Annotated in this window: 13 protein-coding genes and 1 pseudogene; 8 read left to right on the plus strand and 6 right to left on the minus strand. The window is 73.6% G+C overall.

All coding sequences use genetic code 11. The features are described 5' to 3' along the window. Positions 1-272: 272 nt before the first annotated feature. Together DDJ31_RS37320 and proP are read left to right on the plus strand one after the other, a co-directional pair. On the plus strand, positions 273-1196 hold the full coding sequence (locus DDJ31_RS37320; RefSeq protein WP_127176003.1) for a DUF11 domain-containing protein: 924 nt from the start codon (positions 273-275) through the stop codon (positions 1194-1196). A gap of 182 nt (positions 1197-1378) precedes the next feature. Then, positions 1379-2884, plus strand: coding sequence for a glycine betaine/L-proline transporter ProP (proP, locus tag DDJ31_RS37325; RefSeq protein WP_127176002.1), 1506 nt, complete (start codon positions 1379-1381; stop codon positions 2882-2884). 30 nt (positions 2885-2914) lie between these two features. On the opposite strand, the gene DDJ31_RS37330 is transcribed toward proP, so the two are convergent. Next, positions 2915-4435 (minus strand): MFS transporter, encoded by a 1521-nt coding sequence (locus tag DDJ31_RS37330; RefSeq protein WP_171480953.1) that lies wholly within the window; start codon positions 4433-4435, stop codon positions 2915-2917. Positions 4436-4990: 555 nt separating this feature from the next. On the opposite strand from DDJ31_RS37330, the gene DDJ31_RS37335 reads away from it, so the two are divergent. Together DDJ31_RS37335 and DDJ31_RS37340 are read left to right on the plus strand one after the other, a co-directional pair. Beyond that, on the plus strand, positions 4991-5176 hold the full coding sequence (locus DDJ31_RS37335) for a hypothetical protein (RefSeq protein WP_127176001.1): 186 nt from the start codon (positions 4991-4993) through the stop codon (positions 5174-5176). Between the two features lie 332 nt (positions 5177-5508). Continuing rightward, a complete protein-coding gene (locus tag DDJ31_RS37340) occupies positions 5509-5844 on the plus strand; it encodes an ANTAR domain-containing protein (RefSeq protein WP_127176000.1) in 336 nt (111 codons plus the stop codon). Positions 5845-5851: 7 nt separating this feature from the next. On the opposite strand, the gene DDJ31_RS37345 is transcribed toward DDJ31_RS37340, so the two are convergent. Further along, positions 5852-6805 carry a helix-turn-helix transcriptional regulator gene (locus DDJ31_RS37345; protein WP_127175999.1) on the minus strand — a complete coding sequence of 318 codons (954 nt, stop codon included), beginning with the start codon at positions 6803-6805 and terminating at the stop codon, positions 5852-5854. Between the two features lie 284 nt (positions 6806-7089). Between DDJ31_RS37345 and DDJ31_RS37350 the strand changes: the two genes are divergently transcribed. From DDJ31_RS37350 to DDJ31_RS37365, 4 genes and pseudogenes are all read left to right on the plus strand, one after another. After that, positions 7090-7323: a hypothetical protein gene (locus DDJ31_RS37350; RefSeq protein WP_127175998.1), complete on the plus strand. Its 234-nt coding sequence runs from the start codon at positions 7090-7092 to the stop codon at positions 7321-7323. A gap of 540 nt (positions 7324-7863) precedes the next feature. Then, positions 7864-8781 (plus strand): DUF2382 domain-containing protein, encoded by a 918-nt coding sequence (locus DDJ31_RS37355; RefSeq protein WP_127175997.1) that lies wholly within the window; start codon positions 7864-7866, stop codon positions 8779-8781. 592 nt (positions 8782-9373) lie between these two features. Then, positions 9374-11161: pseudogene (locus DDJ31_RS37360) on the plus strand (acetolactate synthase large subunit); the annotation flags it as partial. Positions 11162-11505: 344 nt separating this feature from the next. Next, the gene (locus DDJ31_RS37365; protein ID WP_093833226.1) at positions 11506-11709 is read left to right on the plus strand and encodes a cold-shock protein; all 204 of its coding nucleotides are present in this window, start codon (positions 11506-11508) and stop codon (positions 11707-11709) included. A gap of 189 nt (positions 11710-11898) precedes the next feature. Here DDJ31_RS37365 and DDJ31_RS37370 read toward each other — a convergent pair whose 3' ends face one another. Genes DDJ31_RS37370 through DDJ31_RS37385 form a run of 4 tightly spaced genes read right to left on the minus strand, consistent with a single transcriptional unit; the run spans position 11899 to position 17289 of the window. Then, the gene (locus DDJ31_RS37370; protein ID WP_127175995.1) at positions 11899-14097 is read right to left on the minus strand and encodes a M20/M25/M40 family metallo-hydrolase; all 2199 of its coding nucleotides are present in this window, start codon (positions 14095-14097) and stop codon (positions 11899-11901) included. Continuing rightward, positions 14094-14915, minus strand: coding sequence for an SDR family NAD(P)-dependent oxidoreductase (locus tag DDJ31_RS37375; protein WP_127175994.1), 822 nt, complete (start codon positions 14913-14915; stop codon positions 14094-14096). Before DDJ31_RS37375 ends, DDJ31_RS37370 begins: the two co-directional genes overlap by 4 nt. Further along, complete coding sequence (locus DDJ31_RS37380; protein ID WP_127175993.1) at positions 14915-16243, minus strand: MFS transporter; 1329 nt, start codon at positions 16241-16243, stop codon at positions 14915-14917. Before DDJ31_RS37380 ends, DDJ31_RS37375 begins: the two co-directional genes overlap by 1 nt. Then, positions 16240-17289, minus strand: coding sequence for a polysaccharide deacetylase family protein (locus tag DDJ31_RS37385; protein WP_240677937.1), 1050 nt, complete (start codon positions 17287-17289; stop codon positions 16240-16242). The genes DDJ31_RS37380 and DDJ31_RS37385 overlap by 4 nt, the downstream gene beginning before the upstream one ends. Positions 17290-17354: the final 65 nt, after the last annotated feature.

The following is a 17354-nucleotide window of genomic DNA, read 5'->3' on the forward strand; positions in this document are numbered from 1 at the left end:
TCCGCCCCCGCCCAGGCCAGCGCCGAACCTGCCATCAGGCCCCCTCCTCACCGCCGAGGACCTGCTCCTGCTCCTCGCGGCCCTCGGGCGGACGGTGCCCGCGCTGACGACGGTCGTGCCCGACGTCTGGCGCGGCCACCCGGCGACGCTCCTCGCGGGTCTGCGACCGCCCGCCGCTACAACCTCCCGGTGCCTTCGCGGGTCCAGCAGGTGTCCCGGCGGACGGTCCAAGTGCCGTCCGCCGCACTCCACTTGAACCGAGGAGACCTACCGTGCGGATACCTCTGCGGGGCACCGTCGGGTCCCTGGCCGCCGCTCTGATCGGGGTCGCCGTGCCACAGGCCGCCGTGCCCGCCGCCCACGCCGGCACCGCCGGGCCCGACCTGGTGGTCTCGGCGCTGCCGACCGCCACGCCGAAGCCGGGCGAGAGCTACGACAGGGCCGTCACCGTCACCAACCGGGGCCCGGCTCCCGCCACCGACGTCACCTTCCGGATCCGGCTGACCCGGGGCCTCGCCTTCACGGACACCGCGGCGGACTGCGCCTACACGACCCTCCCCGGCGAGGTGCGGCAGGCGCGCTGCCGGCTGGGGACCGCCGTCGCGCCCGGAGCCTCCGTCACCACCCCGGTCCGCTTCACCGTGCTGCCCAAGGGACTGCTGGAGGTCGTCGAGTACGGCACCGGAGCCGACGGCACGCCACCCGAGACGGCGGGCTACGACGACGCCTACCGCCGCCTCGCCCTCTCCGTGGACAGCACCGCGGACCTGGCCGCCGTCGGGGACCGGGTCGACGTGGCGCCGGGCCGGGTGGTGAAGGCCACGGTCAGACTGCGCGACAACGGTCCCGGCTGGGTCCACAACCAGGAGAGCGACGACCAGCCGGGGCTGCTGGTGCGCATCCCGCCGGGCACCACCGCCGTCACCGTGCCCAAGGAGTGCGCCCCGTTCGCCGTCGACGGTCCCGCCGGTCCCTCCGAGCCGGGCCACCGCACCTATGTGTGCTGGCGGGCCGACAACCTCGTCGAGGTCGGGCAGTCCATCAGCCACACCTTCGGCCTGAAGGCCCCGAAGAAGGCCCGTCCCGGTGTCACACGCGGCACCGCGACCGCCACCTCCGTCTACGGGATCCACCCCGACTTCGACCACAACCCAAGGAACGACACCGCCCTCCTCACCGTCCGGGTGACGCGGTGACGAGCGGCCGGACACCCGGCGCGGACACCCGGACCGCCCGACCTTCCGACCGCCGCCGCCCCTGACCCGCCGGACGTCACGCTCGGTGGCCGCCCGGACGCCGCACGAAGCGGGTCGTTTGCGGGCGGCCAAAGCGCGCAGGTGTTCTGCTTGGCAACACGTCCGGCGAAAGGAACACCGTCATGGCGGCGACCGACAACGACAAGTCGGTGGACCCCGCCGCGGTCAGGCGCCACAGGGTGCTCTTCCGCGCGATCGAGAAACGACGCCACCCGAGGCTGCGGCGTACCGACATCACGGTGACCGACGAGGCGGCGGTCAAGCGCGCCACCAAGGCCGCCGCCCTCGGTAACGCCATGGAGTGGTACGACTTCGGCATCTACAGCTACCTCGCCGCGACCATCGGCAAGGTCTTCTTCCCCTCGGGCAACGACACCGCGCAACTGCTCAGCTCCTTCGCCACCTTCGCGGTGGCCTTCCTGGTGCGCCCCCTCGGAGGCATGGTCTTCGGACCGCTCGGTGACAAGGTCGGCCGCAAGCGGATCCTCTCCATCACCATGATCATGATGGCGGTGGGCACCTTCGCGATCGGCCTCATCCCGCCGCACGCCAGCATCGGCTTCTGGGCCCCGGTCCTGCTGATCTTCTTCCGGATGGTGCAGGGCTTCTCCACCGGCGGCGAGTACGGGGGCGCCTCCACCTTCATCGCGGAGTACGCGCCCGACAAGCGGCGCGGGTTCTTCGGCAGCTTCCTCGAGGTCGGCACGCTCGCCGGGTACGTCGCGGCCTCAGGGCTCGTCGTGATCCTCACCAGCGTCTTCAGCGAGAGCCAGATGGTCGACTGGGGGTGGCGCATCCCCTTCCTGGTCGCGGCCCCGCTCGGATTCATCGGCCTCTACCTGCGGCTCAAGCTGGACGAGACGCCCGCGTTCCAGAAGCTGGAGGACGCCCAGGCCGGCCACGCCAAGGCGGGTGAGGCGGCCGGCACCGTGGAGCCCTCCGCCGTCGCCGACCTCCGTGAGATCTTCACCCGGCACTGGAGGTCGCTGCTGCTCTGCCTCGCGCTCGTCGCGGCGTACAACATCAACGACTACATGGTGCTCTCGTACATGCCGACCTACCTCTCCGACGAACTCGGCTACGGCACCAACCACGGGCTGCTCATCCTGCTCCTCGTGATGGTCCTCCAGATGTGCGTGATCAACCGGGTCGGACGGCTCTCGGACCGGTTCGGGCGCAGGCCGGTGCTGATGGCGGGGATGCTCGGCTTCCTCTTCCTCTCCGTGCCGTCCTTCCTGCTCATCCGGCAGGGCAACGTCGTCCTCATCACCCTGGGACTGCTCCTGCTGGGGCTCTCCCTGGTCACGATGCTCGGCACCATGTCCTCCGCGCTCCCGGCGATGTTCCCCACCCAGGTGCGCTACGGCTCCCTGTCGGTCTCCTACAACGTCGCCACCTCGCTCTTCGGCGGCACCACGCCCCTGGTGATCACCGCGCTGATCAGCGTCTTCGGCACCAATCTCATGCCGGCCTACTACGCCATGGCCGCGGCGGTCATCGGCGTCGTCGCCGTCCTGTGCATGAAGGAGACGGCCAACGCGCCCCTGGAGGGCTCCCCGCCGTCGGTCGAGACGCGGGAGGAGGCGGCGGAACTCGTCCAGGCGCAGACACCCGACCCCAGGTTCTGAGCCCGCGCCCCCGGGCCGGTCCGGGGCGGGTCAGGTCTGGCGGGAGTGGACCGGGTCGTTGGCCACCTCGTCCGGGCAGCGGCGGTGCGCGGTGCGGGCCCGCCGGTCGCGCCGCCAGTCGAAGGTCGCGAGCGCCAGTGACGCCGCCATCCCGATCAGGGCCGCGACCAGCGCGGTGACCACGGCGGAACGGTAGTCCTCGCCCCTGCTGAGCATCAGGTAGAAGAGGCCGGGCAGCGCGGCGGTGCCCACCGCCGCGCCCAGCCGCTGGCCGGTCTGGAGGGCGCCGCCCGCCGCGCCCGCCATGCGCACGGGGACGTCCCGCAGCGTCATGGTGATGTTCGGCGACACCACGAAGCCACCGCCGACGCCGCCGATGAACAGCACCGGCGCCGCGACCCAGGGCGCGGTGTCGAGCGGCAGCAGCCACAGCAGCAGCGCTGTACCGCCCAGACCGATGATCACGCCCGTGAGGCCGCCCACCGTGAGCAGGCGGCCGAAACGCTCCACCATGCGCCCCGCGACGACCGCGGCACATGCCGTGCCCAGCGCGAAGGGGGTCACGGCGAGACCGGAGCGGAGCGGACTGAACCCCAGTCCGTGCTGGTAGAAGAGGGCGAAGACCAGCCAGACGCCGCTGAAGCCGATGAAGTACAGGGTGCCGACGCCCGCGCCGACGGCGTATCCGCGCACGGTGGTGAACAGCCGCGGGTCGAGCAGCGGCACGCCGCCCCGGGCGACGAGCCGACGCTGGCGCACCACGAAGAGGCCGAGGACGGCGGCGCCGGCGAGGAACAGCCACCACAGGTCGGTGATGCCGCCCGAGTCCGCCTGGACCAGCGGCCACATCAGCGCGAGCACCCCGACGCCCAGGAGCAGCACGCCGGGCACGTCCACCTGACCGCGTCCGGTCGCCGGGGTGCGGGGCAGCAGCCGGCGGCCCAGCAGGACGGCGAGGACGCCGATCGGGACGTTCACGTAGAAGATCCACCGCCAGCCGTCGGGCCCGGAGGCCAGCGCGAGGATGGCGCCGCCGGTGAGCGGTCCCGCGGCGGACGAGATGCCGACGATCGAGCCGAAGAACCCGAAGGCGCGGCCGCGTTCGGCGCCGCGGAACATCTGCTGGATGAGCGCGGAGTTCTGGGGCGCCATGAAACCGGCCGCGAGGCCCTGGGCGAGCCGGGCCACCACCAGCAGGGTGATGTCGGGGGCCGCTCCGCAGGCCGCGCTGAAGAGCACGAAGCCGCTGAGCGCCAGCAGGAAGATGAGGCGCCGGTCCAGGGCGTCGCCGAGGCGTCCGGCGGTGACCAGGGCGAGCGCGAAGGTCAGGGCGTATCCGGAGACCACCCACTGCACCTGTGCGGGTGAGGCGTGCAGATCGCGCTGGATGGTGGGGAGGGCGACCGCGACGATCGTCACGTCGAGCAGGGTCATGAAACCGGCCACCAGGGTGACCCACAGGGCCCGCCAGCGCCGTGGGTCCGGCTCGTACCCCGCGTCCTGCCGATCTGCTGGGCCGCTGTCACCCGGCGGCGACGCCGACGCTGTCACATGGGCTCCTCCCACCAGGGCCGCACCCGGGCGATCCGCCGTCCATGACCTGCCCCGGCTTTCGACGAGCCTACGGTCAGGTGGGGGGCACCCGCCTGTCGACGACGGCGCCCACGGGCCCGCGCGTACACCCCCCGGGCGCGGCATCCGACCGGTGACCGGACGCGATCGGACGCGATCGGATGACATCCGACGCGACCGGACGAGCCATGACGAGCGCTATGACGAGCGGGATGACGAGCGCCAGGACGAGATCGTCGCGGCGATCAACTTCCCGGCGTCCCGGCGCGTCCTCCCTGTCGCCCCCGGAGCCGCCCGTCGCCGAGAGACGGCGGGCGAGGTGGCCCGGCCGGTGGACGCGAGCCCTCGTGGGGACGGCGGACTCGCGCCCGGCCGGGCCGCCGACATCGCGAGGTCTCCGCGCCGTGGCGGGTTTTCGCACAGAGGATCGGGCTACCCGAGGGGGAGACGTCGCGCGTCGGCGACGACGCGCAACCGACAGGCGACACCAGGCAACGACCGTTACGCCAGGGACCACGGAGACGGAGAGGACAGATGACGACCGTGACCAGAGGCACCGCACGGACACCGTCCATACGCATCGCCCGTACCGGCTGGGCGCTGGCCCGCCGCCCCCGCGACGGGGGCGTGCGCACCTGCGTTCCGGCGGTCGTGGACCGCGACGTCACGGCGGTCGCGCCCACCGGCGGGGAGCAGAACATCGTCAGAGGCGCGGACTGAACGTCCGGCGCGCCACGGAACGCCGGGCGCGCCACGGAACGTCCGACGCGGACCGGACAGCCGACGCGGACCGGAGGTCCGGCGCCGCCGGGCCGGTTCCGCCGGATCAGCACAGAGAGGGCCGGAGGACGGCGATCGTCCTCCGGCCTTCGTGCGCCCGCCCGCGGCCCTGCCCCGCGCCCGCCCGTGATCCGTGGGCGGGCTCGCGGGCCCGTTTCGTGTTCTGGACGGCCGGCGCGGCAACTCTTCGTTTTCCGGCCCGCTGTTCCCGCTTTCCGGGGGCACCGTGACAGTGAGCCCGTCGCCGTGCCCGGAGGGAAACAGCCCGCACGATGTCAGAACACGAACACGACAGCAGAATCTCCGCCCTGCGGGAGGAGGTCACGCAGCTGCACCGGGCCGTCGCCTCGCACGCCGTCGTCGACCAGGCGATCGGGGTCGTGGTGGCCTACGCGGGGCTGCGCCCCGACACCGCCTGGGAGGTGCTCAGGGAGATCTCGCAGCACTGCAACATCAAGCTGCGGGAGGTCGCCGAGCACCTCGTGCGCTGGCCCCGGCTCGGTGAGCTGCCCGCGCGGCTCCGCGACGCCCTCGACACGGCCCTGACGGGGCGCGGCGCCACCCCCGTGAGCGTCGTCGCGCCGCCGCCGGGCGCCGCCCGTGAGTGAGCCGCCGTCAGCCGCGCAGGGTGTCGGAGGGGCCGACGCCGTAGGCGGCGCGGTAGAGCGTCGCGAACCGGCCGGGATGGTGGAAGCCCCAGCGCGCGGCGACGGCGGCGACCGTGGTGTCGTCCGCGGCCTTGGCCCGCAGTTCGCGGTGGGCGTGGGCGAGCCGCACCTCACGCAGCCGGGCCAGCGGGGTGGTGTCGAGGTGGCGTCTGAAGGCGTACTGGAGGGCGCGGACGGTGACATGGGCCGCGGCGGCGATCTCGGCGACCGTGACGGGCTGGTCGGCGTGGTCGTCGATGTAGGCGACGGCCCGCCGCACGGTGGCCGAGTGGGCGTCCGTGCGGTCCTGCGCGCTCGGGTCGGTGCGCGCGGTGTTGGGGAACGTCGCGAGGACGCTCGCCGCGAGCAACTGGCCGCTGGTGGAGGCGATCAGCGGCTCCCCGGCGATCGTCGGATCGGCGAGGACGTGGTCGCGCAGATAGGTGATGGTGCTCCCGAGCCGGCGCGCGGCGGCCTCGGAGTGGGGGCGGTGCCCGGTCAGCCGCACCGGCTGGAGAGGTGACGACGCGTCGGTGGCGGCCACCTGGTCGAGGAGGGCGGGGTCCAGCATCGTGATGTTGTAGCGGGCGCTGCACACGCGCCCCGCGTACGGCAGGTCGGGCGGCGCGAAGGAGACGAGGTCGCCGGGTCCGAAGGTGTCCCGCACCCCCTGGAAGACGTGGTCCTCGATGGTGCCGTCGCGCATCAGGCAGAGGCAGATCTTCCCCAGCGGGTTCACCGAGTAGCTCATGTCGAAGTCGAGGTCGAGTTCGTCGATGCTCACCGAGGGCATGGTGTCGCGCCGGACCTTGGCCCGGCCCGCGCCCGGCCTGCTGCTGCCGATGGTCATCCTGGCGTAGGCGTGGCTGAGGAACTCCTCCGTCACCTGAAGGTCGTCACTGTCGAAGACGAGCGATTCCATGAGCTCACCACCCTGTCGAGAACCGGACTGTCCCACGGCCGCACCGGTCTTCCCGGCCGGTGCGGCACCTGACTCTGTTCGAACACGCGTGTCCCTATGGCGCTCCTTCCCTCTGGTGGGCAGGTAATCGCGCACTCCTCGCCGGGCCGCGCCCCGTTGGCGGGTACCGGTGGGTGCCGGACGGGCGCCGGTCCGCCGACTTCGGGCGGAGAACCGTTTCGCCTGGCGGAGTCGAGGTATGCGTGACCGTGGCCGATGCCGAACAGGGAGAAAGGGAGCACGCCATGACCGATCGTCGACTCGAAGGCCCCGGAGAGCACGGGGCGCCCATCCCGAGGGACATGCCCGACCAGCAGGCGGGAGCCGCGGACGGCGGCTGGGGCGGTACCCGCCCCCAGGGCTCCGGTGACGACGACAACCTGCCCAGCCCGGACGAGGCGGGAGCGCGCAGGCAGGGGGAGGAGCGCTCGGACACGGTCCACCCCGAGCATCCCGATCCACAGGAATCGACGGACTGAATCCGCCGGGCGCGCGGGCGCGGCGGCGTGCGGGGGTGCGGGGGCGTGCGGGTGTGCGGGCACGGGCGTGATCGGTACATCCTGTGCCGACGCGCGCCTGTGCGCCCGCCCGCGCATTCGTGCCACCGCCCACGCCCGTCCGCCTGCCCACCGCCCGCGCTCACCCGCGCGTCCGCTCACCGCCCGCGCCCGCCCGCCCGCGCGTTCGCCCACGCGCCCACGCGCCCGCGCGCGCCCGCGCTCACCCGCGCGTCCGCTCACCGCCCGCGCCCGCCCGCCCGCGCGTTCGCCCACGCGCCCACGCGCCCGCGCGCGCTCGCGCCCGTTCATCCGTCCGGCGCTGCCGGGCAGCCGTCGCGCCCCCCACATGCGCTCGTGCCGCGTGTTCTCTCATGTTCTCTGACATGTTCTCTGAAATATGCCCGGATTCAACCTTTTGCTCCCCGTTTGCGCGGTCGCGCGCGACGTGTGTAGCTGGAAGGGCGCGTATGTCCGCATAAGGGTCCATCCTTTTGCCGCGCGCTTCGGAGGAGAGGGCTCATGACAGAGGATGCGTACCTCAGCACCCGCGACCTGCGCGACCTGACGGCCTACGACCCGGACGGCGAGAAGGTCGGCAAGATCTCCCAGGTGTGGCTCGACGACAGGAGCGGGCGGCCGGAGTGGGTGTCGATCTCGACGGGTCTCTTCGGCACGAAGGAGTCCTTCGTGCCGCTGCTCGGCGCCCGCCGCAACGAGCAGGGACTCCAGGTCGCCTACCGCAAGGATCTCGTGAAGGAAGCCCCCCGTGTGGAGGCGGACGGACACCTCGACCAGGACGAGGAGCAGGCCCTCTACCGCCACTACTCGCTGCACGGCTCCAAGGGCGGCGACTCGCTGCGCAGCGACAAGGGCACGGCGGGCACGGCCGGTACCGCGGGCACGGCCGGAACGGCCGGCGCCGCCGGTGCTGTCGGGGGCGCGGCCTCGCAGCGCAGGACGGGCGACGCCTCGACGTCCGGCATGGCCGGCGCGGGACGCTCCGCCGACGGCATGGAGCACGGCGACATGATCCGCTCCGAGGAGCGGCTGAGGGTGGGCAAGACCGAGAGCGAGGTCGGGCACGCCCGGCTGCGCAAGGTCGTCGTGACGGAGAACGTCACCACCACCATCCCGATCAGCCACGAGGAGGTCCGCGTGGTCCGGGAGCCCATCAGAGAGGGTGAGACGGGCGTCAGCGCCCGCATCCACGAGGAGGAGCGCGAGGTGATCCTGCACGCCGAACGCCCGGTCGTCCGCAAGGAGGCCGTCGCGGTCGAGCGGGTCCACCTGGAGACCGACAAGGTCACCGAGCAGCAGGAGATCAGCGACACGGTCCGCAAGGAGCAGATCGAGTTCGACGAGCCCGGCGGCGGCCGTAGCCAGGACCGCCAGGACCGTCAGGACCGCCGTGGCGGCGGCCGGGGCCCCAGTCACTGACCCGGACCGCGGGTCCGGGCGGCCGACCCCCGCGTGACGTCGTCGAGCCGCTCTGACCCGGCCACGCGCGGCCGGGCCCCGCAGACCGGCCCGACGAGCCCGCACACCCGCCCGACGAGCCCGTACAACGGCCCGACGAGCCCGAACACCGGCCCGGACCACTCAGGAACCGGGCCGGCGGCGCGCGACCACTCCGCGCCCGCCCGCCGCCGTCGCCCGCCCGCGCCTTCGCCCACTCGCCCGCGCGTTCGCCCGCTCGGAGCCGGCGGCCGCTACCGCGGCATGGTGCTCACCCGCCGCCGCGCGCCCGCGTGCCGGAACGCGGCAGGCCGCCGCGGGAGCCGGCTCACCCGCCCGGTCCCGCGACCTCCGTCCGGGTGACGTGTTCGCTCCCGCCGCCGCGTCCCGGCGCCTACACTGGTCACCACATGTCTGCGGAGACGTCGGCAGACCCCGGTATCACGGGGTGTCCGCGCCCGCTTTCTCACGGCCGAGTCGATCCTCGTGCGCATCCTTTACGGCTCTCCGCCGTGTCGCCGATCCGCACGCGACGCGCGCGTCCCAGCTCGCGGAGAGCCCCCACCGACACGCGAGGCGACGCCGTCGCGTTCGCGCACACCGCATGGGGAACCTTTCTGTGACAGAGACGATGACGGGCGCCCAGCTCCTGGTCCGGGCGCTCGAAGAGGCAGGCGTGGACGTCCTGTTCGGGCTGCCGGGCGGGATGATCCTGCCCGCCTACGACCCGCTCCTCGACTCCACCCGGCTGCGCCACATCCTGGTGCGGCACGAACAGGACGCGGGACACGCCGCCGCCGGGTACGCGACGGCCACGGGCCGACCCGGCGTCTGCATGGCCACCTCGGGCCCCGGCGCGACCAACCTGGTGACGGCGCTCGCCGACGCCGCGATGGACTCGGTCCCGGTCGTCGCGGTGACCGGACAGGTCACCCGGGGCCTGCTGGGCACCGACGCCTTCCAGGAGGCCGACATCTGCGGCATCACCCAGGGCATCACCAAGCACAACTGGCTGGTGCGCGCCGCCGAGGACATCCCGGGCGTCATCGCGCGGGCCTTCCACCTCGCCACCACGGGACGCCCGGGACCCGTCCTGGTCGACATCCCCAAGGACGTCCTCCAGGAGCGGGCGCCGTACGTGCGGCCCGCCCGCGTCGACCTGCCCGGCGTGCCGTCCACGCCCCGGCCGCACCCGCGCAGCCTCGAACAGGCCGCGTCCCTGCTGCGGGCGTCCCGGCGGCCGGTCCTCTACGCGGGCGGCGGGATCATCAAGGCGGACGCCGCCCCCGAACTGCTGCGCTTCGCGGAACTCACCGGCGTCCCGGTGGTCACCACCCTGATGGCGCGCGGCGCGTTCCCCGGCAGCCACCGGCAGCACCTCGGGATGCCGGGCATGCACGGCACGGTGGCGGCGGTCGCCGCGCTCCAGCACGCCGACCTGGTGCTCGCCGTCGGGGCCAGGTTCGACGACCGGGTCACCGGCGACCCCACGACGTTCGCCCGGCACGCCAAGATCGTGCACGCGGACATCGACGCGGCGGAGATCGGCAAGAACCGGGCGGTCGACGTGCCGATCGTGGGCGACGCCAAGGACGTCCTGGCCGCGCTCACGCAGGCGGTCCGCGGCCTCGACGACGGCGCGCACCGCACGCCGCTGGACGGCTGGTGGGACCGTCTCGACGCCTGGCGCACGGCCGCGCCCCTGACCTACCGGACCCCGCCCGACGGCTCGCTCTCCCCGCAGCAGGTCATCGAACGCATCGGCCTGCTGACCGGACCCGACGCCGTGTACGCGTCGGGGGTCGGCCAGCACCAGATGTGGGCCAGCCACTACCTCCCGCTGGAGCGCCCCCGCTCCTTCCTCAACTCCGGTGGCCTGGGCACCATGGGGTACGCGCTGCCCGCCGCGATGGGCGCCAAACTGGCCCTGCCCGACACCACCGTCTGGGCCGTCGACGGCGACGGCTGCTTCCAGATGACCTGCCGCACCCTGGCCACCTGCGCCATCGAGAACATCCCCATCAAGGTCGCCGTCATCAACAACGCGGGCCTCGGCATGGTCCGTCAGCTCCAGTCCCTCTTCTTCGACGACCGCCACTTCGGCATCGACTCCGCCACCCGCCGGATCCCCGACTTCGCCGCGATGGGCGAGGCGTACGGCGGAGTGGGCCTGCGCTGCGACCGGGCCGAGGACCTCGACGCGACCATCCGGAAGGCCCTGGAGATCGACGACGCCCCCGTCGTCGTCGATTTCGCCGTCAGCGATGAGGAGATGGTCTGGCCGATGATCGCGGCGGGAGCGTCCAACGACGACATCCGGACGGCCCGCGCCTCGGCCCCGATCTGGGACACGAACGACTGACGCGGACGGGCGCCACCGGCCCCGGACACCGGTTCACGGGGGCGCGATCGCGCCCCCGCGACCGCCCGCGCGCCGGTCCTGACCGCCCCGTACAACCGCTGGTCGCGGGCGTTTGCCGGGCGTGTCGCGGGGGTCAGGAGGGGGTGATGCTTCGTTCCTCGCACAGGAACAGGCAATTTCTCTCTGGTGGGGACCCGTTCCGGCGTGTAGCGTCGCTGCTAGATGTCGTTGCCCGCAGTGACTGCCCGCGCTCTGGCGCGGGCGCTTTGTTGTGCTGCGCGCGGCAGGGACATCGTTTTCGGGCCCGCGAGGTGCGGGTTCGACATCGGACTGGAAGGCTCAGCATGGCCAGCGGAACCGTCAAGTGGTTCAACGCCGAAAAGGGTTTCGGCTTCATCGAGCAGGACGGCGGCGGGCCGGACGTCTTCGCGCACTACTCGAACATCAACGCCTCCGGCTTCCGTGAGCTGCAGGAGGGTCAGAAGGTGACCTTCGACGTGGCTCAGGGTCAGAAGGGCCCGCAGGCGGAGAACATCACCCCCGCCTGATCACCCTTTTCCGTCAGGTCCCGGAGCAGCGGCTCCGGGACCTGACGCGTTCTCGGCCACCGTCCGGCGCGGGCACGACGCCCGCCCGGTTGACGAGGCGGCGCGGCTCCGGGACCAGGACGGCCGTCCGACGCCCCCGGGGGCGGACCCCGGGGGCGTCGGACGGCCGGTGGGCGGGTCCGTGCCGGGTCAGTCGGCGGCCAGTGCCACCAGCACGGTGGCCGCCAGCGCCGAGCGGCCGACCAGGCCGGAGACCGACGTGTTCTCCGAGCGGGCGTGCGCGCCCGAGCCGAGCGCCCCGATGCCGTCGAGGACCGGGGTGCCCGCCGCGGCGACGAAGTTGCCGTCGCTCGCCCCGCCGACCGACGCCTCCGCCAGCTCCTCGCCGAGCAGCCCCGCGCACCGGCGGGCCAGCCCGGCGAGCGCGGCCACCTGCTCGGTCCGCTCGAAGACCGGGCGGTTCCAGTCCCCGGTGATCTCGACCCGGGTGCGCGCGTCGACGGGCGTCAGGGCGGCCAGGGCCCGGCTGATCCGCTCGCGTTCGGCCGCCGAGGCGACCCGGACGTCGATCCTGGCGACCGCGCGGCCCGCCGTCACGTTGCTGCGGGTGCCGCCCTCCACCACGCCCACGTTGAGGGACGTGCCGGCCTCGTGGTCGCGCAGTCCAGCCAGCCGCAGGATCTGGTGGGCGAGTTCGTCGACCGCGCTGGCCCCGGCGGCCGGGTCGAGCCCCGCGTGGGCCTCACGGCCGGTGACGGTGAGGGTGAAGAGGCCGACCCCCTTGCGGGCGGTCTTGATGGCGCCGTCCGCCGCGGCCTCGAAGACCATCGCGAGCCTGCTGCCCCGGGCCTCCTCGACGATGGCCTCGTGGGAGGCGAGGCTGCCGGTCTCCTCGTCGCCGTTCAGCATCAGGGTGCAGGCCGGGCGGGGCAGCCCGAGCGCGTCGAGCGCGCGCAGCGCCCAGACCGCCTGGACCAGCCCGGCCTTCATGTCGAACACGCCGGGGCCGGTGACGCGGTCGCCGTCGCGCGTGAACGGCCAGTCGTCGAGGGTGCCGGTGGGCCAGACGGTGTCGTAGTGCCCGAGCAGCAGCACCGGGCGGCCGTCGCCGGCGGCGCTGTCCCGGCCGGGGTAGCGGCGCACCAGGACGTCCCCGGCGTCCGCGCGCGGCAGGATCTCCTCGGCGTCCGGGGTGCCGAGGCGCCGGTCGAGCCAGTCGCGCAGCCAGCCGAGGCAGGCGTCGAGGGCGTCCGGGTCGTCGCTCGCGCTGCCCTGGGCGGTGCAGTCGGCCAGGTCGGTGACCAGTTCCTCGCGGTGCCCTTCGAGCCACTCCCGCACGGCGGCGGCCCGGGACGCGTCGACGGCGAGCCGGTCGAGGGCGTCGAGGCGTGACTCCGCCATCTCCTGCGGGGCGCCCTCCAGCAGCAGCAGCCCGTCGACGACCGTGCGCAGCAGCGTCGTCGGCAGCCCCTCGCGGGCCGCGTGCGCGAAGACGTCGGCGTAGTGGGTGGTCACCTCGACGGGACGGCGGCGCACCGCGAGGTCGCGCCAGATGCCGCTGCGGTCCTTGGACTGGGTGCGCAGCCAGGCGGTGAGCCGGTCGAACCCGGCGTCGCGGTCCGCCGGGTCGGCCGCCCGCCGCAGCGGCAGCGGGTCGAAGGCGTCGAAGGGCTCGAGGGTGACGCCCAGCCGGTCGGCCACGGCGAAGATCTCGCCGGTCAGGGCCGCCATCGCGGGCCGGTGCCGGTCGATGAGGTCGGCCATCGGGGCGTCCGCGAGCGCGGTCGCGGCGAGCATCGCGCCGAACCCCGCCTTCGCCCACAGGTACCCCTCGACGTTGTCGCTGGCCACCGCCGGACCCCAGCTCTGCAGGTCGGCCACCAGGTCGCGGACACGCTCGCTGACCGGCGCCCCCTCGGGCTCCCCGACGACCAGCGCGCCGGCCCCGCCGTCGAGCACGACGCCCGGCTCGACGACGTCCGCGAAGATGTTGACGAACGCGGCGACCGTGCGCCCGGCGCCGACCCGTTCGGCGATCAGCGCCTCGTTGAAGCCGTTCTGGAGCGAGACCACATATCCGTCCGGGGCGAGGCGCGGCGCGATCCAGTCGACGGCGGTTCCGGTGGCCTGCGCCTTCACGGCGAGCAGGACCCGCCCGAGGGTGCCGTCGAACTCGTCGGGGGTGACGGCCGTGACGGCCACGCTCGACCGCGTGTCGCCGCGGGCCACGACGAGCCCCTCGGCGCGGATCGCCGCCACGTGGTCGCGGTCGGCGTCGACGACGGTGACCGGGTGGCCGGCCCGTGCGAGGGCGAAGGCGAGGGTGCCGCCGATCGCCCCGGCGCCGACGACCGTGTAGGCGGCCCGCTGCGCGGTGGTGTCGTTCATCGGATGGATCCTTCCGTGGCGCCGGCCACCGGTTCGGCGCCGGGTGCGACGGCGCGGGTGTCGTCGGGCTGCCAGATGCGCGGCAGATGCAGGGCGCCGGTGCTCGACCCGCCGTCCACCCGCAGGATCTCGCCGGTGATCCAGGAGGCGTCGGACCCGGCGAGCCAGCACACCGCGCGGGCGATGTCCTGCGGGGTTCCCGGGCGCCCCAGCGGGTTGGCGCCGATGGCTGCCGCGTACCGCTCGGAGACGGGGTTGCAGTCGCTGGAGACCGGCACGAACCCGGGGCTGACGGCGTTGACGCGGATGCCGTGGGCGCCGAACTCCAGGGCGGCGGCGCGGGTGGCCATCTCCAGGGCCGCCTTGGAACTCGCGTAGGGGCCGCCGCCCGGACGGGCCCGCAGCGCGGAGCCCGAGGAGATGTTGACGACCGAGCCCGGCCGGCCCGCGGCGACGGCGAGCCGCGCGTACGCGGCCGTCGCCAGGACCGGCGCGCGCAGGTTCACGGCGAACAGCCGGTCCCAGTCGGCGGCCCGCACCTCGGCCATGTCGAGCGAGGGGTAGACGCCCGCCGCGTTGACCAGGACGTCCACCGGGCCGTGCGCGGCCCAGGCCGCCTCCACCAGCGCGCCGGGCGCCTCCGGGTCGGTCAGATCGGCGCCGCGGGTCGCGACCCGGGAGCCGAGCCGGGCGGCGGTGGCGTCGAGGGCGTCGGGGGAGCGGTCGGCGAGCGTCAGGAAGGCGCCCCGGGCCGCGAACGCCTCCGCGATGGCCCCGCCGATGCCGCCCGCGGCACCGGTGACGAGGACGTGCGTCATCAGTGGAACTCCTTGTCCTTGGTCTCCGGCATCGTCAGATAGACGGCCAGGGAGATCAGCGACGCGACCGACACGTAGATCCACAGCAGATCGCTGTGCCCGCTCTCGTGCATCCAGGTGGTGAGGTAGGGGGCCGTGCCGCCGAAGACCGCGACGGCCAGCGCGTAGGGCAGGGCGATGCCGGTGGCGCGCACCTCCGCGGGGAACTGCTCGGCCATGATGACCGCGCAGTTCGCCGAGTAGCCGAGGATCAGCAGCATGCCGATCAGCTGGACCAGGAACAGGCTGAGGAAACTGTCGTTCAGCAGGTGCAGCAGCGGCCACGCCAGCACCACGAACCCGCCGGCGAACGCCGCCATGGTGGGCTTGCGCCCGAGCCGGTCCGAGAGCAGCCCCGCGAACGGCAGCGCGATCACGAACACGACCAGGCAGAGCGTCTGCGACAGCAGCGCCTTCTTCAGCGGGATGCCGGTGGTCAGATTGGCGTACGTGGGCAGGTAGTTGACCCAGATGTAGTAGGTGAGGGTGCCCGCGATCGTGATGCCGACGACCCGCAGGGTGGCCGCCGGATGCTCGACGAACATCGCCTTCACCGGGTTGACGCGGGTGCGGCCCGCGTCCTGCGCCTGGGTGAAGGAGTGGGTGTCCTCGACGGAGACCCGCAGCCAGAGGCCGACCAGGCCCAGCAGGCCGCCGAGCACGAACGCGAGGCGCCAGCCCCACGAGTGCAGGGCGTCGTCGCTGAGCACCGAGGTGGTGAGGGTGCCCAGGAGCGACGCGATCAGGACACCGCCGGCCACCGACACCTGCTGCCAGGACCCGGCGAACGCGCGCCGGCCGCGGGCCGCCGACTCGACCAGGAAGGCCGACGAGGAACCGAACTCGCCACCGGCGGAGAAGCCCTGCACCAGCCGGGCCACCAGCAGGAGCAGCGGCGACAGCACCCCGATGGCGTCGTACGAGGGCGTGATCGCGATGGCGAAACCGGCGCCCGCCATCAGCGCGACCGTGAGGGTCATGCCCTTCTTGCGGCCGTGCCGGTCCGCGTAGGCGCCGAGGACGGCGGCGCCGACCGGGCGCATCACGAACCCGACGGCGAAGACCGCGAGCGTGGACAGCAGGGCCACCCCGCTGTCGCCCTTCGGGAAGAACTCGTCGGCGATGACCTTCGCGAAGATCGAGTAGAGCGCCCAGTCGACCCATTCGACGGTGTTGCCGATGGTTCCGGCGACGATGGCCTTGCGCTGGGCGCCGTTCAGTCTGCCGGGGGCGGGGAGGCCGCCCTCCTGCCGGCGGGGGCCTGCCGGTGTGGCGGATCCGGTGTTCATGGCGTGTGCTCCGGGGCGTCGGGGACGGAACGGACGGGAGAGGCATGAGGCGTGGGGGAGGCGGGAGGAACAGGTGGGACGGGAGGGGTGGGGGAGACCGCGGAAGCGGGTGGGACAGGAGAACCGGGGACGCCGGTGGGGTGCGGCACCGCGCGCGCCGCGTCGGCGAGCTGGGCGTGCGTGGCGTACCAGACACCCGGGTGGGCGGCGATGTGGTCGAGCAGCTCCCGCAGCACCACCAGCCGCGAGCGGTGGCCGATGACATGCGGGTGCAGGGTGAGCTGGAAGACCCCGCCGTCCCGGTAGGCCGCGTCGAACTCGTCCCGCCAGATCTCCCCGACGTCCCGCGGCCGGCTGTGCGGGCGCACCGAGCCGTAGCGGTCCATCGTGAAGTAGGGGGCGTCGTCGCGGATCCAGTCGACCGGGATCTCCACCAGACCCGTGGGCCGGCCCGCCGCGACGATCTCGTACGGTTCGTCGTCCGCCATCAGCGACGAGTCGTAGCCGAAGCCGAGCTCCAGCATGATCGCGAGGGTCGACGGCGAGAAGTCCCAGGACGGGGTGCGGATGCCGACGGGCCGCCGCCCGGTCACCGAGGTGAGCGTGTCGAGGGCGCGGGCGGTCAGCTCCCGCTCGTCGGCGTGGCCGAGCAGCATGTTCCGCTCGTGGATCCAGCCGTGCACGGCCAGCTCGTGCCCGTCCCCGGTGTAGGCGCGGGCCTCCTCAGGGTGCAGCAGCGCGGAGACCGCCGGCATGAAGAACGTCGCCGGGACGCCGTAGCGGGCCAGCAGCTCAAGGACCCGCCCGGCGCCGACCCGGGCGCCGTACTCGCCCTGGGCGAGCCGCCCGGGGCTGGTCTCGCCGTCGCGCAGCGGGATCGTCTCGTGGTCGGAGTCGAAGGACAGGGCGACGGCGACCCGGGCGCCGCCCGGCCAGCGGTCGGGGACCAGCCTGCGGCCGGCCCGGACGGCGTCGACCTGACCGCGCCAGGTCTCTTCGGGCCAGCGCCAGCTCTCCGCGGGCAGGCCGGAGTCTTCGGTGGGCATGGGGTCTCCACGGGGGTCGGGAACGGAAGCGGGCGGGCACGGGAGGGTGGCGCGGACACTGGACG

It is taken from the genome of Streptomyces griseoviridis (genome assembly GCF_005222485.1).
GTDB classification, from domain to species: Bacteria; Actinomycetota; Actinomycetes; order Streptomycetales; family Streptomycetaceae; genus Streptomyces; species Streptomyces hintoniae.

Bases quoted from the DNA above. Each gene is read 5' to 3' on its own strand.
- DDJ31_RS37375 (WP_127175994.1), bottom strand. From the start codon at position 14,915: ATGACGCACGTCCTCGTCACCGGTGCCGCGGGCGGCATCGGCGGGGCC.
- DDJ31_RS37345 (WP_127175999.1), bottom strand. From the start codon at position 6,805: ATGGAATCGCTCGTCTTCGACAGTGACGACCTTCAGGTGACGGAGGAG.
- DDJ31_RS37340 (WP_127176000.1), top strand. From the start codon at position 5,509: ATGTCAGAACACGAACACGACAGCAGAATCTCCGCCCTGCGGGAGGAG.
- DDJ31_RS37370 (WP_127175995.1), bottom strand. From the start codon at position 14,097: ATGAACGACACCACCGCGCAGCGGGCCGCCTACACGGTCGTCGGCGCC.
- DDJ31_RS37380 (WP_127175993.1), bottom strand. From the start codon at position 16,243: ATGAACACCGGATCCGCCACACCGGCAGGCCCCCGCCGGCAGGAGGGC.
- DDJ31_RS37365 (WP_093833226.1), top strand. From the start codon at position 11,506: ATGGCCAGCGGAACCGTCAAGTGGTTCAACGCCGAAAAGGGTTTCGGC.
- DDJ31_RS37355 (WP_127175997.1), top strand. From the start codon at position 7,864: ATGACAGAGGATGCGTACCTCAGCACCCGCGACCTGCGCGACCTGACG.
- DDJ31_RS37385 (WP_240677937.1), bottom strand. From the start codon at position 17,289: ATGCCCACCGAAGACTCCGGCCTGCCCGCGGAGAGCTGGCGCTGGCCC.
- proP (WP_127176002.1), top strand. From the start codon at position 1,379: ATGGCGGCGACCGACAACGACAAGTCGGTGGACCCCGCCGCGGTCAGG.
- DDJ31_RS37335 (WP_127176001.1), top strand. From the start codon at position 4,991: ATGACGACCGTGACCAGAGGCACCGCACGGACACCGTCCATACGCATC.
- DDJ31_RS37350 (WP_127175998.1), top strand. From the start codon at position 7,090: ATGACCGATCGTCGACTCGAAGGCCCCGGAGAGCACGGGGCGCCCATC.